Source organism: Kitasatospora sp. NPDC048540 (assembly GCF_040651175.1).
Lineage (GTDB): Bacteria > Actinomycetota > Actinomycetes > Streptomycetales > Streptomycetaceae > Kitasatospora.
The window spans coordinates 21,801-38,549 of record NZ_JBEZIR010000011.1 but is presented as its reverse complement, the minus strand read 5'-3'; the positions used below and the strand labels follow the sequence as shown (position 1 = coordinate 38,549).

Annotated in this window: 11 protein-coding genes and 2 pseudogenes; 9 read left to right on the top strand and 4 right to left on the bottom strand. The window is 73.3% G+C overall.

Features of this window, described 5'->3' with window-relative positions:
• The first annotated feature begins 392 nt into the window (after positions 1–392).
• Entirely contained in the window at positions 393–938 is a 546-nt protein-coding gene (locus tag AB0D08_RS07050) for a hypothetical protein (protein WP_359886719.1), read from the top strand.
• 253 nt (positions 939–1,191) lie between these two features.
• Here AB0D08_RS07050 and AB0D08_RS07045 read toward each other — a convergent pair whose 3' ends face one another.
• The gene (locus tag AB0D08_RS07045) at positions 1,192–3,573 is read right to left on the bottom strand and encodes a SulP family inorganic anion transporter (protein WP_359886717.1); all 2,382 of its coding nucleotides are present in this window, start codon (positions 3,571–3,573) and stop codon (positions 1,192–1,194) included.
• 325 nt (positions 3,574–3,898) lie between these two features.
• Positions 3,899–4,894, bottom strand: a complete 996-nt coding sequence (locus AB0D08_RS07040; RefSeq protein WP_359886715.1) for an ATP-binding protein — start codon at positions 4,892–4,894, stop codon at positions 3,899–3,901.
• Between the two features lie 201 nt (positions 4,895–5,095).
• Between AB0D08_RS07040 and AB0D08_RS07035 the strand changes: the two genes are divergently transcribed.
• Complete coding sequence (locus AB0D08_RS07035; protein WP_359886713.1) at positions 5,096–6,001, top strand: oxidoreductase; 906 nt, start codon at positions 5,096–5,098, stop codon at positions 5,999–6,001.
• A gap of 409 nt (positions 6,002–6,410) precedes the next feature.
• On the opposite strand, the gene AB0D08_RS07030 is transcribed toward AB0D08_RS07035, so the two are convergent.
• Positions 6,411–7,328, bottom strand: coding sequence for an HAD-IB family hydrolase (locus tag AB0D08_RS07030; protein WP_255369527.1), 918 nt, complete (start codon positions 7,326–7,328; stop codon positions 6,411–6,413).
• 611 nt (positions 7,329–7,939) lie between these two features.
• Here AB0D08_RS07030 and ssd point away from each other — a divergent pair.
• From ssd to AB0D08_RS06995, 7 genes and pseudogenes are all read left to right on the top strand, one after another.
• Positions 7,940–9,055, top strand: a complete 1,116-nt coding sequence (gene ssd / locus AB0D08_RS07025) for a septum site-determining protein Ssd (protein WP_359886710.1) — start codon at positions 7,940–7,942, stop codon at positions 9,053–9,055.
• 545 nt (positions 9,056–9,600) lie between these two features.
• Entirely contained in the window at positions 9,601–10,824 is a 1,224-nt protein-coding gene (locus AB0D08_RS07020; protein ID WP_051813505.1) for a TadA family conjugal transfer-associated ATPase, read from the top strand.
• Between the two features lie 94 nt (positions 10,825–10,918).
• On the top strand, positions 10,919–11,950 hold the full coding sequence (locus AB0D08_RS07015; protein ID WP_063794448.1) for a type II secretion system F family protein: 1,032 nt from the start codon (positions 10,919–10,921) through the stop codon (positions 11,948–11,950).
• Entirely contained in the window at positions 11,947–12,816 is an 870-nt protein-coding gene (locus tag AB0D08_RS07010; protein ID WP_051813480.1) for a type II secretion system F family protein, read from the top strand. Before AB0D08_RS07015 ends, AB0D08_RS07010 begins: the two co-directional genes overlap by 4 nt.
• Before the next feature lie 182 nt (positions 12,817–12,998).
• Positions 12,999–13,154: pseudogene (locus tag AB0D08_RS07005) on the top strand (DUF4244 domain-containing protein); the annotation flags it as partial.
• Between the two features lie 40 nt (positions 13,155–13,194).
• Positions 13,195–13,551 (top strand): TadE family type IV pilus minor pilin, encoded by a 357-nt coding sequence (locus AB0D08_RS07000; protein WP_359886706.1) that lies wholly within the window; start codon positions 13,195–13,197, stop codon positions 13,549–13,551.
• A pseudogene (locus tag AB0D08_RS06995) lies at positions 13,539–14,018 on the top strand (Rv3654c family TadE-like protein); the annotation flags it as partial. The gene AB0D08_RS07000 and the pseudogene AB0D08_RS06995, both read left to right, overlap by 13 nt.
• Before the next feature lie 200 nt (positions 14,019–14,218).
• Here AB0D08_RS06995 and AB0D08_RS06990 read toward each other — a convergent pair.
• Positions 14,219–16,696 (bottom strand): DEAD/DEAH box helicase, encoded by a 2,478-nt coding sequence (locus AB0D08_RS06990; RefSeq protein ID WP_359886704.1) that lies wholly within the window; start codon positions 16,694–16,696, stop codon positions 14,219–14,221.
• Positions 16,697–16,749: the final 53 nt, after the last annotated feature.

Genomic DNA, 16,749 nt, shown 5'->3' with positions numbered 1-16,749 from the left:
GAGTTCTCTTCTTCAGGGCATCCCTGCGGAGGGATTGTCCCTTGTGTCCCAGCGCACAGCTCACCAGGCGAACGGGTCTGTTGACAAGAGGAGATTCCGAGAATTGGTGTAGACCTTTTTCCGTAAGATCTGCCGCGTCGGCGCCCGGCCGGCCCCGGGCGGGCGGGGAGGGGCAGGTGTGCGGCGGTGCAAGGCGCCTGGGGGCCCTGCCGCAACCAGATCTGACGATCAATCGGCTCAAGGCCTTGGAGAGCGCATTTTCGGGTACCTCACTGGTAAGTCGTGCCAGTAGCAGTTCCAGAGGTGGTCAGGACCTCGTGGAGCACGGCGGGCCCACCGCTTCCGAGGCGGCCCGCGTCTCAGCCCTCCCTCCTTCCTCCGGGGGTCGAGCCATGCCCGAAACACCTGCCATCCCTCCCCTCCTTCCCCTCCTGCCCCGCGCCGGCGACTTCGCGGCGGTCCGGATGAAGGGCGGCGTCGGCCGCCTCATCCGGGTCGGCCAGTGGCTGAACGGCGACGGGTTCGCCGACTTCGAGCACGCCTTCGTCCTCGTCGACGACGACCAACTGGTCGAGGCCCAGCCCGGAGGCGCTCAGCTGCTGCCGCTCAGCGCCTACCAGGACCACCCGATCCTGTGGTCGACCGGCATCGTCCCGTTGACCGACGGGCAACGGGCGGCGATCGTCACCGCCGCACGCGGCTACCTGGGTGTCCCGTACAGCTTCGCGGACTACGCGGCGCTTGCGACCCACCGCTTCCACCTGCCCATCAGTCCGCTGGTGAAGGGCTATGTGGCGTCGACCAAGCACATGATCTGTTCGCAACTGGTCGACCAGTGCTACCAGGACGCCGGGGTCCGGCTGTTCGCCGATGGGCGGTGGCCGGGTTACGTCACGCCCGCCGATCTGGTCAACCGTCTGCTGGGCCACACCTCCTGACCGTCCTCTGAACTGGGAGCTGCTGCTGCCGGGGGTGGCGGCTACGGCCGGTGCCGGCTCTCCGGCCGGTGCTTCCGGCAGCCGGTTGGGCCGCCGGAAACCGCCTCTGCCGGCTGCGGCGTCCACCGGCTGCAGCCTCGCCCGGATGTTGCTGAGCTCGGATGTCGCTTTCGTGTCGCGCTGCCGACCGGGCCGCGGTGGTCCGGCCGGCCGCGCCGCACGCATTCCGGGCGTACACCGGTGGCGCCGGCGCCTAGGCGGCGAGCTCCTGCTCCGCCTGGCCGTCCGGGCCGTCCTGCCCCTCGGGGAGCCCGGCCGGGCCGGCGGAGACCGGGACGAACCGGCCGCTGTCCTGATCCAGGACGTAGGCCTGCGCGGTGGCGAAGTCGAAGTACATCCCGACCAGGCGCAGTTCCCCCGAGGCCACCCGGCGCTCGACCGCCGGGTTGGCGAGCAGCTGGTCGAGCTGCTGCACCACGTTGGTGATGCAGAGCTGCTCGACCGTGTCCACGACGGGGCGCCCTTCGAACTCGGCCGGGACCCGGCGCAGCCGGGCCAGCGAGCCGCGTCCGTTGCGCAGCCACCGGGTCAGCGCGGTGGGCGGTCCGGGCTGCTCGTGGACGCCGTCCAGCAGTGCCTTCATCGCCCCGCAGCCGGAGTGCCCGCACACCGTGATGGACCCGACCTCCAGGACCTCGACGGCGTACTGGACCGCGGCCGCCACGGAGTCGTCCGCCGCGCCCGGCTCGTGCGGTGCCGGCACGAGATTGCCGACATTGCGGACCGTGAACAGGTCTCCCGGGCCACTGTTGGTGATCATGCTGGTCACCATCCGGGAGTCGGCGCAGGTCAGGAAGAGCTGCGACGGTGTCTGGCCGTCGCGCGCGAGCCGCGCCAGTTCCTTCCGGACCAGGGGGGCGGTGTGCTGCTGGAACCCGCGTACCCCGTCGAGCAGCCGGCCGTGCGGATCGTCGGAGCCCTGCTCGATGCAGTGATGGCCGACCCAGGGCGTCCACGCCCGGCAGCGGTGCGGACCGGTCGAGCTTCCGGAGCGCAGGGTGCCGTCGGGATCGAGGACCTCGCCCTCCTGCCGCTTCGTCAGTATCGCGACCCGGCCGCCGGTGGCCTGGTGGCCCGCCCGCCAGACGTGGAGCGCTTCGTAGGCGGCGTGGTCGAGGAAGGAACCGTCGTGGCAGACCGTGACCGAGGATCCGACCGGGATCCGCGCCAGCGCCCGGCTCAGCTTGGGCACGGCGGCGAACGTCAGCGGGCCGTGGGTGCGGACCGCGTACGACCCGTCGGCCTCGGCCACCACGTCGACGTGTGCCCGGGTCAGCCGGTACAGGGCGAGCAGCGCGGCGACCGCGCCGCCGATGGTGACGCCGAGGGGCACCCCCAGCAGGACCACGCCGAGCACCGTCGCCAGATAGACCGGGAACTCGCGGTGCCGGTGCACCCGGCGGATGTGCGCGAAGCTGACCATCTGCACGCCGACCACTAGCACCAGCGCGGCCAGCGCCGCGAGCGGGATGTGCCGGAGCCCGCCGGTCAGCGCCACCGCGGCGAGCAGTACCCAGCAACCGTGCAGGACGGTGGACATCCGGGTGGCCGCCCCGGCCTGGATGTTGGCCGTACTGCGCACGGCTCCGCCGGCCACCGGAAGACCGCCGAGCAGGCCGGACAGCAGATTGGCGGCTCCCTGGCCGCGCAGCTCTCGATCGAGGTCGCTGCTGCTGTGCGACATCCGGTCCACCGCGACGGCGGAGAGCAGCGATTCGACGCTCGCGACCGCGGTGACCGTCAGGACCGCGGCGACCAGGGCGGGCCACTGCTGGGCCAGCAGCGATGCGGGCGGCATAGAGGCGAGTACGTGGTGGTCCCACTCGGGCAGCTCGACCCGGGCCAGCCGCAGGCCCGCGAAGACGGCGAGCGCGGTGGCCGCGGCGACGGCGGCCAGGGCGGCGGGGATCTTGGCCAGGCGTCCGCCGAGCTCGCCGGCTCGCCCGGGGAGCCGGTCGAGCCGGGGCCAGCCGAAGAGCACGGCGATCGAGACCAGACCGACCGCGAGGGCGGGCAGGTGCGGGCCGGCCAGCTGGGCCGGCAGCGCCACCAGGTTGGCGGCCGTGGAGCTCTGCGGTGAACCGCCGAGGACGACGTGCAGCTGGGCGAGGGCGATGGTGAGGCCGACCCCGGCGAGCATGCCGTGCACGATGGCCGGGGAGACCGCGAGGGCCGCCCGGGCGACCCGCAGCGAGCCGAGCAGCAGCTGGAGCAGCCCGGCGGCGACGGTCACGGCGCAGGCGATCTGCCAGCCGTACTGGGCGAGCAGTCCGGCGGTGACCACCGTCAGTGCCGCGGAGGGGCCGCTCACCTGGAGCGGGGTGCCGCCCAGCAGGCCGACGACGAGCCCGCCGACGGCGGCGGACACCAGGCCCGCGGTGAGCGGCGCCCCGGTGGCCAGTGCGATGCCGAGGGAGAACGGGACCGCGATCAGGAAGACCGCGAGCGAGGCGGGCACATCGCGCAGCAGCTGTGCGCGGCGCGCTCCGGGCGGGGGCGGCCCGGTCGGTGCCGACGGCGGTGCGTGGTCGGTCGTGTCCGAGGGGGTGGGGGCGCTGGAGATGTCGAGGGTCATGGTCTTCCCGTCTGTCCGGGGAACGAACGCAGTCAGGTCCGGCGGTGGAACTCGGGGTCGGAGTGGCTGTCGTGGGTCGCGACGGTACGGCGGGATGGCTTGGGCGCAGCAGCGGTGAGTCTCCGTGGGCGGCCCGCGACCATCAAGAGTCGGTAAACTGAGAGTAATGAAACCTTTGCACAGCGTACAGTCGAACGGAAGGTCGGTCCCCGGCATTCACTCCTATGAGTGGTGCGCGAACCGGCCGGGAACTCAGGGGTCGGCAACGGCCGGTGGCGCCCCGCCCCCGGGGTGCCACCGGCCGTCGTCCGTGGGGGATCCGGCGTCAGGCGCGGGCTGACGCGGCGGCGTCGGCTCCGTCCGCCGAGAGCACGAATCCCTTGTCCACCTGGGCGGCGAGATCGATGCCGACCTTCGCGTTGCCCCAGCTCTCCGCGTTGCGGAGGTGGAAGTGGACGGCCTGGGCGGTGTACCGCTCGGGATCGCGCCGCTCGTGGGTGGCGTCCGCCTCGGCCCGCAGCCGTTCCAGGATCGCGCGGTTGGCCGGCTCCAGGCTCTGCAGTGCCGGTTCCTCGCCCCGCTCCAGGCGGCGGACCCAGTCGGACTGCCCGAAGGAGGTGAGCAGGTCGTCGCCGACCTCGCGTCGCAGGTACGCCAGGTCGTCCGGGTGCTGCACCTTGTTCCCCACCACGCGCAGCCGGACGCCGAAGTCCTGCGCGTACTCCTTGTACTGGCGGTAGACGGAGATGCCCTTGCGGGTCGGCTCGGCCACCAGGAAGGTCAGGTCGAACCGGGTGAACAGGCCGGAGGCGAAGGAGTCCGACCCCGCGGTCATGTCCGTCACGATGTACTCGTCCTGACCGTCGATCAGGTGGTTGAGCAGGAGCTCGACCGCGCCGACCTTCGAGTGGTAGCAGGCCACGCCGAGGTCCTCCTCGGTGAAGGCGCCGGTGGCCAGCAGTCGGACCGAGCCCTCGTCGAGCGCGACCGGCCGGGCGCACGCCGCGTAGACCGGGTTCTCCTCGACGATCCGCAGCAGCCGCGAACCGCGGCCGGGCGGCGTGGTCTTGATCATCTCGTCGGCCGACCCGATCAGCGGGTTGCTGCCGCGCAGGTACTCCTTGATCTGCGGGAGGTGGGCGCCGAGCGACGGGAGTTCCGCCGCCTGGGCGTCCGTCAGGCCGAGTGCCGGGCCGAGATGTTGGTTGATGTCCGCGTCGACGGCGATCACCGGGCAGCCCGCGGCGGCCAGGTGGCGGATGAACAGTGCGGACAGCGTGGTCTTCCCGCTGCCGCCCTTGCCGACGAAGGCGATCTTCATCTGGGTCTCCGGCTCTCGCTCCAGCGGGCTGCGGCTCCGAGCGGCAGGCTGGAAGGCTGTTGGAAATCGTTATCGTCACCGATAGTGGCATGCTAGCGGCGGTTCGGGGTGCGATACATGCGGGAAAGTCGGATTGCCTCGAACGGGTGACGCCGGGGTTGCTGTGCAGGAGTCGACCGGGGGGTCATTACCCTCGGGTAGGTGAGCACTGGAACTGATCCCCTCGCCCCGCTGGCCGATCTCCCCGGGGTGCCCGAAGCCGTGGTCGAGGTGCGCAAGGCGGTGGACCGCCTCTACGGCCACCGGGTGATGCGCCGGCGCGCCCAGGAGGTGACCTCGGAGGCGGCGCTCCGTGGTGCGCGGGCTTCGGCGGCCCTCGACGGGGCCGACTGGCCGCTGGAGGAGGTCCGCCGGCGCAGCGACTTCAGTGCCGATCCGCAGGCCCGGACGGTCGGCGGCGCGCTGCGGATCTCCGCCGAGGCGGGGCAGCTGCTCAGCACCTGGCGGCACTCCCCGCTCCAGGTGCTGGCCAGGCTGCACCTGCTGGCGGTCGGGGATGCCGATCCGTCGGCAGGCCGGCCGCGCCGCGCGGGGGAGTCGGCGGGCGTGCTGTTCCCGGTGGAGCTCCCGGCCGCCGAAGGCGTGTTCGGTGATGGCGGTCAGCCGGCCGAGGCCGTGGAACGGGGCGGTGAACTGCCGCCGGCACCGTCGCCCGAGGAGGCTGCGGCGCGGCTGGACCAGCTGTCCCAACTGCTGGCAGCGCGGACGGAGGGCGCCGCGAGCGGAACGCCGGCGCTGGTCGTATCGGCTGTCGTGCACGGTGAGCTGCTGGCGCTGCGGCCGTTCGGGGAGCACAACGGGGTCATCGCGCGGGCCGCGCAGCGGATCGTCCTGATCACCGAAGGGCTGGACCCCAAGGCGATCTGCCCGGCGGAGGTGGGATTCGCCGAACTCGGCACCGAGGCCTACCGCACCGCCCTGCTCGGCTACCTGGGTGGGACGCCGGAGGGGATGGCCCGCTGGATCACGCACTGCGGCGCGGCGCTCAGGCTCGGCGTCCGGGAGAGCACGGCGGTCTGCGAGGCGATGCAGCGCGGCATGGTCTGAGCCGGCGGCCGCCCCGTGAGGGGCGGCCCGTGGTGTGCGTCCTGGTCCGAACGTGGTTGCGGCGGCACCTGATCCTGCCTGGTGCCGCCGCTGGCACGGATGCCGGGTTACCAAGCATGCACCGGAAAGTGCCCATCAGGCGGGGATCCTGCCCGTTCACCTGGTGCGGCGGCCCGACAGCGGGTCGGCTGCATGTGGGTTCTCAGTCATCCGTACTCGGTCCGTGGGCCTGAACTGCGTTGTCGGAGCGACCCCGTAGGGTCCTGACCGGGTCTCGCGGGCCGTTATGTCCTTTGTATCGCGCTTTGGGTGAAAGCGGAACCCGAAATGGCGAAGCTTTTACTTTTTGTCCGTTTCGATGCTCAAGGATGTGTCGGAGCCGCCCCGAAGGCCCGCCCCGCTTCCATGATCAGGCCTGTGACCTGCGCCGTCGGGACGCGTACCAGAGCACGCCCACGGTGAGCAGGGCCGTCCCGAGCGCGACCGTCGCGACCACCGATCGGCTCGGCGCGTGGAACTCGGGCAGCCTGCGGTGGAGTTCCACGGGGCGGCTGAACACCAGCACGGGCCACTCCCGGGACAGCGCCTCCTTGCGCAGCGCCCGGTCGGGGTTGACCGCGGACGGGTGGCCGACCGCCTCCAGCATCGGGAGATCGGTCGACGAGTCGCTGTACGCATAGCAGTTGGGGAGGTCGTACCCCTCGACCGCGGCCAGCTCCCGGATCGCGGAGGCCTTGTTCTCGGCGTACGCGTAGTACTCGATCTCGCCGGTGTACCGGCCGTCCTCGACCTTCAGCCGGGTGGCGATGACGTGATCGGCCCCGAGCAGCGCGCCGATCGGCTCGACGACCTCGGAGCCCGAGCTGCTGACGATCACCACGTCCCGGCCGGCCGCGTGGTGCTGCTCGATGAGCGAGGCGGCCTCGTCGTAGATGATCGGATCGATCAGGCCGTGCAGGGTCTCGGCGACGATCTCGCGGACCTGCTGCACGTTCCAGCCCTTGGTGAGGGTGGACAGGTAGGCGCGCAGCTTCTCCATCTGGTCGTGGTCCGCGCCGCCGAGCAGGAACATGAACTGGGCGTAGGCGCTCTTCAGGACGGCTCGACGGTTGATCAGACCGCCCTGGTAGAACGGGCGGCTGAACGCAAGCGCGCTCGACTTGGCGATGATCGTTTTATCGAGGTCGAAGAAGGCCGCGGTGCGCGGCGCCGGATATGCGCGCCGTCCGGCGGAAGGCTCGGTGCTTTCCGAGGAGGAACGGTTCGCGGTGCCCGGTGGCGTGTTCCCGCCCTGGTCGGCGATGTCGGCGTTCTCGGTGGTGTCCACGGGAACTGAGGATAGAGGGCGCGCCCCGGGACCCCGCCATTCGGCGTACTCGTAGGCGCGCGGGTTTGTGTTTCTGGCCGCTCGGGTACACCATTGAAGTCACGGATCGTTCGCGACCGTGCTAACCCGGTCCGGCTCCTCCCCCCCCGAGTCGGGCCGTGGATAGACGACCCCCGCTCTCCCCCCCGGCGGGGGTCGTCGCACGTCCGGGGCCGTTTTACCGGCGAGTTGGGGGCGGTCCGGGAGAGCTGACGGCAGCCCCGGCTAAGTCGAGCGATGATCTTCGAGCCCCGTCCGATCGGGATCGGGGCATCACGCTAAGTGATCAGAGTCAATGCCCCATTGTGTGGCGCCCGTGGGGCTCCGAGATCGTTCTCCGACGCCTTCGCGCGTCAATTCTGCATGCCAATACCCCCCTGGCGAGTGAACAAAGTTATCCACAACCCCGACTTGTCCACAGGGATTCGGAAAGGGGATGACGGAATCCGCTCCGCCCAGCACCGTGGTGCCCGGGCAGCCGCCGCAACCCTCGCCGAGGGAAGCGGCCGCGCCCCGTCGTCGGCCGGTTCCGGCCGCCGGAACCGGACACCACCTCACCGGGGGAGACCGTCATGTCGACACCGATCACCGATCACGACCTCGCCGACCAGCCGACCCCCTCGGGGCCGCTCATCGTCACCGGGGACGAGGCGCTCGCCGAGCATCTGGTGCGGATCTGCGCCGCCGCGGGCACCGAACCGCACCTGCTGTCCGCAGCCCCGCCACCGCGGCACCTGTGGGAGGGCGCGCCCCTCGTCATGGTCGGCGACGACCTCGCCGAGCGCTGCGCCGGCCTCACCCGCCGGAGCGGGGTACTCCTGCTCGGCCTCGACCTCGACGACGGCGACATCTGGGTCCGCGCGGTCCAACTCGGCGCGGAGCACGTGCTGTTCCTCCCGGACGCACAGACCTGGCTGCTGGACCGGATCGCCGACGCGGCCGAGGGCGTCGGCCCCCCGGCACTGACCGTGGCCGTCCTCGGTGGCCGCGGCGGCGCCGGGGCGTCGACGCTCGCCTGCGCACTGGCCGTCACTGCCGCCCGAGCCGGACACCGCACCATGCTGATCGACGCCGACCCGCTCGGCGGGGGCCTGGACGTGATGCTCGGAGCCGAACAGGCCGGCGGACTGCGCTGGCCGGACCTCGCCGGATCCCGCGGCCGGGTCAGCGGCGCCGAACTGGCCGGCGCGCTCCCCGAGCTCCACCGCCTCACCACCCTGTCCTGGGACCGCAGCGACCTGCTGTCCATCCCGCCCGAGGCGATGCGCAGCGTCCTCGCCGCCGCCCGCAGACGCGGGGGACTGGTCGTTCTCGACCTGCCGCGCCACCTCGATGCCGCCGCGGGACAAGCCCTGGAGCAGGCGGACACCGGCCTGCTGGTGATCCCCGCCGAGCTGCGCGCGATGGCGGCCGCGGACCGGGTGGCAGCAGCCGCGCGGATGCGGCTGTCCGACCTGCGTGCGGTGGTACGGGTGCCGGGGCCGGTCGGCCTGGCCGGCAGCGAGATCGCCAAGGGACTTCGCCTGCGGTTGGCCGGGGAGCTGCCACTGGAGCCGGGTCTGACCGTGGACGTGGAGCGGGGCGCGCCGCCGGGCAGCAGGGAACACGGCCCGCTTGCCCGCTTCTGCAGCAGTTTCCTGGACGAGGCCCTGCCCCCGGTGGCAGCGGCCGGAGGAGGTGCCCAGTGACCGATCGTCTGCGCAGGCCCAGCCTGCGGAAGAGCGCCAAGGACCGGAGCCCCGGTGCGCCGCACCGAGGTGTCACGCTGTCCCGCCGCCCCATCGGACGGGGACCCGGGGACGAGCACAGGAACCGGGCCAGGCCGTTCGGCCCCTTCGCCCCGGCGCCCGTAGCCCCGCGCTCCGCCTCCGGGGGAGAGCCGGACGGAAGAACGGTGGACACGGGGGAGGCTGTTGCGAAGGCCGTGGTGGCGCGGACGGCGGACGCGCCCGGCTTGACCCCGCCCGTGGACGCGACGGCCGGAGCCGCCCGGCGGGCGCGGAAAGACCTGGACGGAGCCAGCGGCACGGCGAAGGCCGCCGCAGAGGACCGCTCCGCGTCCGCCGACGCCGTACCCGGCCCCCCAGGAGCCGGTGGCGCCGTGGAGGGCCGGGACGAGGCCGGGGAGCAGCGCGAGTCAGTCGCGGCGGGCCGGGTCCGAGGCCGGCCGAGCCGCGCAACTCGTGGCTCCGCCGGACCGGTGCCCGTCGGGCCCGTCGTGATCGGCCCCGGGCTGTCCCGATCCGCCCCGCTCCGGCCGGAAGGGGACACGGACCGGACGGCGGCACTGGTCGATGCCGTCCGGCTCCGACTCGCCGAGACGGGCGCTCGGCCGACCGCCGGATCCGTGGCCGCCGCCCTGCGATCGGCCCGCCCGCCGCTGGGCGGCGGGGACACCCTCGACGCCGTCCGGCGGCTGCGCGCCGAACTGATCGGCGCCGGTCCACTGGACCAGCTGCTCTCCGCACCCGAGGTCACCGACGTCCTGGTCAACGCGCCGGACCAGGTCTGGGTCGACCGCGGCGCGGGCCTGGAACGGGTGCCGAACATCCGCTTCCCCGACCCCGACGCCGTCCGGCGGCTCGCCCACCGGCTGGCCTCGGCAGCCGGACGACGGCTCGACGACGCCCGGCCGTGGGTGGACGGCAGACTGCCGGACGGCACCCGGCTGCACGCGGTGATCCCGCCGATCGCCGCCGGATGCACCCACATCTCGCTGCGGACCAGCCGCCCGCAACCCTTCACCCTGGACGACCTGGTGGCCTGCGGATCGCTGCCGCCCACCGGTGCACAGCTCCTCGCGCAGGCCGTCAGGGCCCGGCTCTCGGTGCTCGTCAGCGGCGGCGCCGGCACGGGGAAGACCACGCTGCTCTCGGCGTTGCTGGGCCTGGTCGCCCACCACGAGCGGATCGTCCTGGCCGAGGACTCGTCCGAACTCAGGCCCGACCACCCCCATGTGGTCCAGCTGCAGAGCCGTCCACCCAACCAGGAGGGCCTCGGCGAGCTCACCTTGCGGGATCTGGTCCGGCAGGCCCTTCGGATGCGTCCGGACCGGGTGGTGGTCGGAGAGGTGCGCGGCGCCGAGGTGGTGGACCTGCTGGCTGCCCTGAACACCGGGCACGACGGGGGTTTCGGAACCGTCCACGCCAACTCCGCCTCCGATGTCCCCGTCAGGCTGGAGGCGCTCGGCGCCTTGGCAGGCCTGGACCGCCCGGCGCTGCACAGCCAGCTCCGAGCCGCGCTGGACGTGGTGGTCCACCTGGCCCGCGACCCGGCAACGGGTACCCGCCGGGTCACCGCCCTGCACACCCTCACCGACGACGACCACGGACTCGCCCGGACCACGCTCGCGGTCGGGTTCGGCCCGGACGGCACCAGCGTGCCCGGACCCGGATGGGACGGACTGCGGCAACGGTGCGAGGCCCGCGGCGTCGAGCTGCCGAGGAGCCTGCGATGACCGACCGCCAGATCGCTCTGCTGTGTTCGGTGTTGCTCTGCGCGGTGGCAGGGACCGCCTGGTGGCTGCTGCGTTCGGCCGTCAGGGGGATCCGGTGACCCCGGCCCCCGCGGTCGGGACGCTACCGCTCATCGCGGGTATCGGAGGCGTCGTGGTGGGCTTCCGGATCGGGCTGGGCGGCCTACGGCAGCGAGCCCGGGCGAGGCGCCGCACCCGGCTGCTCCTCGGCCGCGTCCCCGCCGCCGGTTCCGGCCTGTCGGCTCGAGCCGTACGGCTGTGGGGGCGGCTGTCGGCCACCCGACCGCGGTGGCTGGTACCCGAGCTGCTTCTGTTGCCCACCGGCCTGCTGCTGGGCGTGCTCGCCCGCTCGTCCGTACCGGTACTGGGCGCACTCGCCAGCATCCGGCCACTCCACGGCTACCGGCGCCGACGTCGGACGAGAGTCGAGGCCGGGCGCAGGTCGGCCGCGGTGATCGACCTCTGCGCCGGGCTTGCCGCCGAGCTGCGCAGCGGCGCGACCGCAGGACAGGCACTGGAGGCCGTCATCGCCAGAGCCGGGGCACGGCTGCGCCGCAGCCTCGGGGCGGAACCGGCCACCCGGCTGGCCGCAGCCCCGTACGGCGCCGATGTACCGGCGGCTCTGCGGCTGGTGGCAGAGCTGCCCGGCGGCAGTGGTGCCGCGGCGGTCGCGGCCTGCTGGCAGGTCGCCACCGAGAGCGGGACAGGCCTGGCTGCTGGGCTGGAACACGTCGCGGACGCGTTGCGGGCCGAGCGGGCCCTTGCAGAGGAGATCGCCGGGGAGCTCGCCGGGCCGCGGGCGACGGTCGCGATGCTCGCAGCTCTACCCCTGGTCGGGATGCTGCTCGGGTTCGCGCTCGGTGTGCAGCCGGTGCGGATCCTGCTGCACACCCCCGCGGGGCTGGCGTGCCTGCTCGGCGGGGTGTTGCTGGAGGCGGCAGGACTGTACTGGACCGCGCGGATCATCCGGGGAGCGGAGGCCGTGCAGGGCGCCGAGCCGCTACGGCACGGGGCCGGCGAACGGCGTGTGGTCGCAGCAGGCTCCGGCGCTCCGTCGGGGTGCGGGCTGGCCCGTACCCGGGCCGTGCTGGTCAAGGAGCCGAGTTGATCATCGCGTCGCCCTCGCCCGGTGCCCCCTGGCGGCATGCCGTGGCGCTTCTGCCGGTCGGGCTGATCGCAGCGGCCGGACTTGCCGGGCTGGCCGGCACGGCCGTCCAGGCCCATCGGGTCGTCAGGAGGCGCGAGGCCCGTGCCCGAGCGGCGTGGATCCTGCGGCCAGGTCGGTCCTTCCGACCGCAGCGGCGACCGATTCACCGCTGGGTGCGCCGTGCCGGGTCGCTGCAGGACGGGGCGGGCGCGGTGTTGGCGAACCGCTGGGTTATGCCACTGGTCGCGCTGCTCGGGACGGCCGCCCTGCTCGGCGGCCGGTTGGGCCTGCCGGCCGGAACTCTGGTCGGACTGGCCTTGTGGCGGTGGGCGCCCGCGATCCGCTCGCCGTCCGCCCGCCGAGCTGCACGCGAGCAGGATGGCATCGTCCGGCAATTGCCCCTGACCGCAGACCTCTTGGCCGCATGCCTGGGCACCTGCCCGTCACCGGCCGAGGCCGCGGCGGCAGTCGCCCGGAGCGTCGGCGCCCCCATGAGCACACGCCTCGGGGGAGTGGCGGCACAGCTCTCCCTCGGCGCTGCGCCGGAGGACTGTTGGGGGCAGCTGGCGGCCGACTGTCCGCCACTGGCCCCGCTGACCAGATGCCTGATCCGCACCAGTCTCAGCGGTGCCCCACCCGCCGAGGCACTGAGCGGACTCGCCCACGCCCAACGAGCCGCGGCGAGCCGTGCGGCACATGCCAGAGTCCGCCGGGCGGGGGTCCTTGCGACCGCACCGCTCGGGGCGTGCTTCCTGCCGGCCTTCGTCCTGATCGGTGTCGTCCCGGTCGTGGTCGGACTGACCACCCTCTTCGCCCGGCGGATCTGACGGCCGGACCGGAGCCGATGCCGAGCCAGATACCCGGCCAGCAGCCCGGCCGGCCGACAGCCTCCTACGACTGTTGAAGGAGCTTCGCCATGTCCCAGATCCAGGGTCCGCGCCAGCTGTCCCACACCCTGAGCCGCGTCCTCGGACGCCTGACATCCTGGCCTCGGTCCGGGCTGCGGCGGATGAGGGCGGGCGGCCGGGACGCCGGCATGACCACCGCCGAATACGCCATCGGAACGGTCGCCGCCTGTGCCTTCGCGGCGATCCTGTACCGGGTGGTGACCAGTGACACCGTCTCGGGTGCGTTGTCCGACGTCCTCGACCGGGCGCTCCATGCGGTGCGACCGACTGCGCCGGTCGGGACGGGACGCCGGGTACGTGACGGCCGAGACCGCGGTGGCGCTTCCAGCGCTGGTCCTGCTCGCCGTGATGCTCGTGTGGGGGGTGGTGGCTGCCGCGGGGCAGATCCGCTGCGTCGACGCGGCCAGGGTCGCCGCGCGGGCTGCCGCCCGCGGTGATCCCGATGCGGAGGCGCTGGCGAGGCAAGCGGCCCCGGCCGGAGCCGAGGTCCGCGTGGTGACCGACGACCGGACCGTCCGGGTCACGGTGGAGGCGCCGTGGCCCGGGCCAGGGAGCCTGCGAGCCCTCCTCGCGGTGCGGCTCGGGGCGAGTGCGGTCGCGGCGCGTGAGGACGTCATCGGTTCGGACGGAGGAGGCGCCGCATGGCCGTCCTGAGTGGGAGGCCGACACGGATTCGGGTGCCGATGCCGATACCGACGCTGATTCGGAGGCCGACGCCCAGGCGTGCCGGAACAGGCTGGGCCCGAGCCGGCTGCCGGTTCCGCGCCCGACGGGCCACTCGGTGGGGCGCCGCGGCCGCGGACCGGGGATCGGCGTCCATCTGGCTGGTTGCCGTGGGCCTGCTCGGCTGTGCCCTCTTCGCCGTCAGCGTGGAGGTCGGGGCGGTGGTCGCAGCTCGGCACCGGGCCGAGTCCGCGGCCGATCTGGCGGCGCTGGCCGCCGCCGACCGTCTGCTGATCGACCCGGACGGAGGCTGCGGGCACGCGGCGCTGGTTGCCCGACTCCAGGAGGCCGAACTGGTGTCCTGTTCGGCCTCGACCGAGGACGACAGCGTCGAGGTGAAGGTCCAGGTCCCGGTGCGAGGGCTGTCCGTGCCGGTCGGACCGGCTACCGCGCGGTCACGGGCCGGCCCGGTGTGGGCGATGGGAACGGGGGCGGTCGAATCCCGGACGTACCCGCTCCCGCCCGACGAAACACCCGCCAAGACGCCCGTCAAGGCACCGGCCAAGCCGCTGGCCCACGGGCCGGCTCGGGCCCAGAGTCCGCTGGGACCGCCCGGCCAGGGGCCAGCGGCGGCCGACCCACCCGCGGCCTGCCTGGTTCAGCCCGCCGATCCGTCCACCGGTTGCTCGGCCGCCGATTGCTCCACCGCAGGCCGCTCCGCCGGTGGCTGTTCCTCCCCCGCCCGCACCGCCGTTGCCTGGTCCGTCGTCGTTGCCCGCGCGTCGTCGTTCGGCCGTGCCCCGCCGGAGGCCTCCCGGTGGTTCGGCGCACCCGCCAGCAGGATGCCCAGCAGGCGGACGGCCGCGGCCTTGTCCAGCGGGTCGTTCCCGTTGCCGCACTTGGGCGACTGGACGCACGACGGGCAGCCGCGCTCGCACTCGCACGCGGCGATGGCGTGGCGGGTGGCGGTCAGCCACTCCACCGCCCGCCGGAACCCGCGCTCGGAGAACCCGGCGCCGCCCGAGTGGCCGTCGTACACGAAGACGGTCGGCAGGCCGGTGTCCGGGTGGAGCGGCACGGACACGCCGCCGATGTCCCAGCGGTCGCAGGTGGCGAACAACGGAAGCAGACCGATCGAGGCGTGCTCCGCAGCGTGGGCGGCGCCGGGCAGTTGGTCGACGGGGATGTCGGCGTCGAGCAGCTGGTCCTCGGTGACGGACCACCACACGGCCCGGGTTCGCAGAGTGCGGGGAGGAAGGTTGAGCTTGCTCTCGCCGAGGATCTCTCCGGTGGAGATCCGCTTGCGCAGGTACCCGACCACCTGGTTGACCACCTCCACCGACCCGAAGCTGAGCCGGGCCTCGCCCCACTCCTCGGTGGTGTCGGTGGACAGGATCGAGATGGAGGTGATGTCCCGGGCGGCCGTGGTGTAGGGCGGGTCGGCCCGTTCGACCAGGGCGACCGAGGTCTCCAGGTCCAGGTCCTGCACCAGGTAGCTCCGGCCCTGGTGCAGGTGGACGGCACCGGTGTGCACGGTGGTGTGGGCGGCTGCGGCGTCCACGGTGCCGAGCAGTCGGCCGGTCGGCGCCTCGACGATCTGAACGGGGTTTCCGCCGCTGCCACGCAGGTCCACCCGGTCGGCTGCCCGCTCGCGACGGGTCCAGTACCAGGAGCCGTCCGTGCGGCGCCGCAGCAGGCCACGTCGTTCCAGCACGGGGAGCAAGGGAGCGGCGGACGGGCCGAACAGTGCCAGGTCGGGCTCGCTCAGCGGGAGCTCGGCTGCGGCGGCGCACAGATGCGGGGCCAGCACGTGCGGGTTGTCCGGATCCAGCACGGTGGCCTCGACCGGGGTCGCGAACAGTGCCTCCGGGTGGTGCACCAGGTAGGTGTCCAGCGGGTCGTCCCGGGCGATCAACACGGCGAGCGCGCCCTGGGCCTCGCGGCCCGCCCGCCCGGCCTGCTGCCAGAGCGAGGCCCTGGTACCCGGGTAGCCCGCCATCAGCACGGCGTCCAGGCCCGACACGTCGACACCGAGTTCCAGCGCGGAGGTGGAGGCCACCCCGAGCAGCCGCCCGGACTGGAGGTCGCTCTCCAACGCCCGCCGTTCCTCGGCGAGGTACCCGCCCCGGTACGCGGCGACCCGCCCGGCCAGCGGGCTGCCGAGCTGGTCCTGGGCCTGGAGCGCGACCAGTTCCGCGCCCCGCCGGGAGCGGACGAACACCACGGTCCGGGTGCCGGCCTGGACCAGCTCGGTGAGCAGGTGCCCGGCTTCCGCTGTGGCGGTGCGCCGGACCGGGGCGCCGTGCTCACCGACGTTCTCGGTGAGCGGCGGTTCCCAGAGCCCGAAGACCAGCGGGCCGCGGGGGGAGGCGTCGTCCGTCACGGCCACGGCCGGCAGACCGGTGAGCCGCTCGGCGGTGGCGGCCGGCTCGGCGGTGGTGGCCGAGGCGAGCAGGAAGGTCGGGTTCGAGCCGTAGCGGGCGCACAGCCGCCGCAGCCGACGCAGCACCTGGGCGACGTGCGAGCCGAAGACCCCCCGGTAGCTGTGGCACTCGTCGATGACGACGTACTCGAGCGCCTTGAGGAAGGAGGACCAACGAGGATGGGCGGGAAGGATCCCCCGGTGCAGCATGTCGGGATTGGTCAGCACGTAGGAGGCGTACTGGCGGACCCACTCGCGTTCCTCTCCGGGGGTGTCGCCGTCGTACAGCGCCACCCGTACCCGGCCGGGCACCAGCTCCGCCGCGCGCCGGCGCTGGTCGGCGGCCAGGGCCTTGGTCGGGGCCAGGTAGAGGGCGGTGGCGCCGCGGCCGTTGCGGGCCTCGGTGCCGTCGAGCAGGGCGCTCAGAACGGGGGCGAGGTAGCCGAGCGACTTGCCGGAGGCGGTACCCGTGGCGATCACCACGGACCGGCCCGACCGGGCGAGGTCCATGGCCTCCGCCTGGTGCGTCCACGGCTGCGACACGCCAAGGGCGGCGGCGGCCTCCACCACTTCCGCGCGGATTCCCTGAGGCCAGGGTGCGTAACGTGCGGCGCGGGCGGGCAGATGCTCCGTATGGGTGAGGCGGTCCGCTCGGCCCCGGTCGGTGGACAGGGTCTCGAGCAGAGCCTCGGGCTGGTGATGACGGGGCGGCATGAGGACCCAGTGTGTCACCGGCGTGACGGAGAATCGCCCTAAGCCATCGTGCG

Bases quoted from the DNA above. Each gene is read 5' to 3' on its own strand.
- AB0D08_RS06990 (WP_359886704.1), bottom strand. From the start codon at position 16,696: ATGCCGCCCCGTCATCACCAGCCCGAGGCTCTGCTCGAGACCCTGTCC.
- AB0D08_RS07050 (WP_359886719.1), top strand. From the start codon at position 393: ATGCCCGAAACACCTGCCATCCCTCCCCTCCTTCCCCTCCTGCCCCGC.
- AB0D08_RS07045 (WP_359886717.1), bottom strand. From the start codon at position 3,573: ATGACCCTCGACATCTCCAGCGCCCCCACCCCCTCGGACACGACCGAC.
- ssd (WP_359886710.1), top strand. From the start codon at position 7,940: ATGTCGACACCGATCACCGATCACGACCTCGCCGACCAGCCGACCCCC.
- AB0D08_RS07040 (WP_359886715.1), bottom strand. From the start codon at position 4,894: ATGAAGATCGCCTTCGTCGGCAAGGGCGGCAGCGGGAAGACCACGCTG.